Origin of the sequence: Streptomyces sp. NPDC029674, from assembly GCF_044903205.1 — a bacterium.
Lineage (GTDB): Bacteria > Actinomycetota > Actinomycetes > Streptomycetales > Streptomycetaceae > Streptomyces.
The window spans coordinates 1-1,413 of sequence record NZ_JBJDPY010000057.1 but is presented as its reverse complement, the minus strand read 5'-3'; the positions used below and the strand labels follow the sequence as shown (position 1 = coordinate 1,413).

The following is a 1,413-nucleotide window of genomic DNA, read 5'->3' as shown; positions in this document are numbered from 1 at the left end:
GGTTCCAGCGGCCGGAGCGCGCCAGGGCGGAGCCCACGCCGCGCACCCCGCCCTCGGCGGAGCCGTCCGGGTAGCGGGCGGCGGCCACGGCGCGGCGGGCCATCGCGGCGTCGTCGACCATGGGCACCAGCAGCGTCTGGGCGCCCAGGTCCAGGAACTGCTTGATGGCCACGGTGTCCAGCGCCGGCACACGCACCAGGGTGGGCACGCGGTAGCCGGCGATCGTGCGCAGCTGGGCGAGGACGTCCTGCAGGGTCAGCGGGGCGTGCTCGGCGTCGATGAGCAGGTAGTCGAGGCCCGCGCCGGCGCAGATCTCCGCCGTCGTCGGGTCCCCGGAGGAGAGGAACATGCCGGCGGCGGGGCGGCCCCCACGGGCGGCGACGGCCTCGGACGAGAAGAGGTCGCGGAACAGCGGCTGCGGGTTGTGGCGGACGGGCATGGGACGTTCCTCCGGGGTTCTCCGCGCCCTCCACCCGACGCGGGTTGAGTTGTCGCGGGTGGAGCGGGGTCGTACTGGTGACAGGTCAACCCGCGTTGCGGGTGGGTGGGGCGGGGCGGGGCGGGGCGACGACGACGGCGGGCGGCTCAGGCGAAGCGGCAGGTGATGGTGCCGAGCGGGCCGTAGTCGGCGTAGACGGTGTCGCCCTCGTACACCCACATCGGGCGGGTGAAGGAGCCGGCGAGCACGATCTCACCGGCCTCGAGCGCGTCCCCGTGCCCGGCGATGCGGTTGGCCAGCCAGTGCACGCCGTTGGCCGGGTGGTTCAGCACGCCCGCGGCCACCCCGGTCTCGATGATCTCCTCGTTGCGGGAGAGGATGCCGGAGACCCATCGCAGGTCCACGTCGTGCACGCCCACGGGGCGGCCGCCGATCACCAGGGAGCCCAGGGCGGCGTTGTCCGAGATGGTGTCCGTGATGGTGCGCCCGGCCATCTCGATGCGCGAGTCCAGCACCTCCAGCGCGGGCACCACGTACTCGGTGGCGCGCACCACGTCCATCAGGTTCAGGCCGGGCCCGCGCAGCTCGTCCCGCAGCACGAACGCCAGCTCCATCTCGATGCGCGGATGGGTGTACTTCTTCCACTCGTACACGTGGCCGGACTCGAACACCTGGTCGTCGAAGATCACGCCGTAGTCCGGCTCGTCGATCCCGGTCGCGTCCTGCATGGCCTTGGAGGTCAGGCCGATCTTGTGGCCCACCTTGCGGCGGCCCGCCTCGACCTGGCGCTCGGCCCAGATGCGCTGGACGGCGTACGAGTCCTCGATCTCCATCTCCGGGTAGCGCGCGGTCAGCCGCGGCACGGGCACTCGGTCGATGCCCGCGCGGTGCAGCTCGTCGGCGATCTTGACGTGGGTCTCGTGGTCCAGCACAGCGGTCTCCTTCACGACGACGGGCAGGGGCCTGCCCTTGAT

2 protein-coding genes are annotated in these 1,413 nt (G+C 72.4%); both read right to left on the bottom strand.

From position 1 onward, the window contains the following. Positions 1 to 439: aldolase/citrate lyase family protein (locus ACI2L3_RS40320; protein WP_404757446.1), on the bottom strand; the 439-nt coding region annotated here is incomplete at its 3' end. 146 nt (positions 440 to 585) lie between these two features. Continuing rightward, positions 586 to 1,413: 2-keto-4-pentenoate hydratase (locus ACI2L3_RS40315; protein ID WP_404757445.1), on the bottom strand; the 828-nt coding region annotated here is incomplete at its 5' end.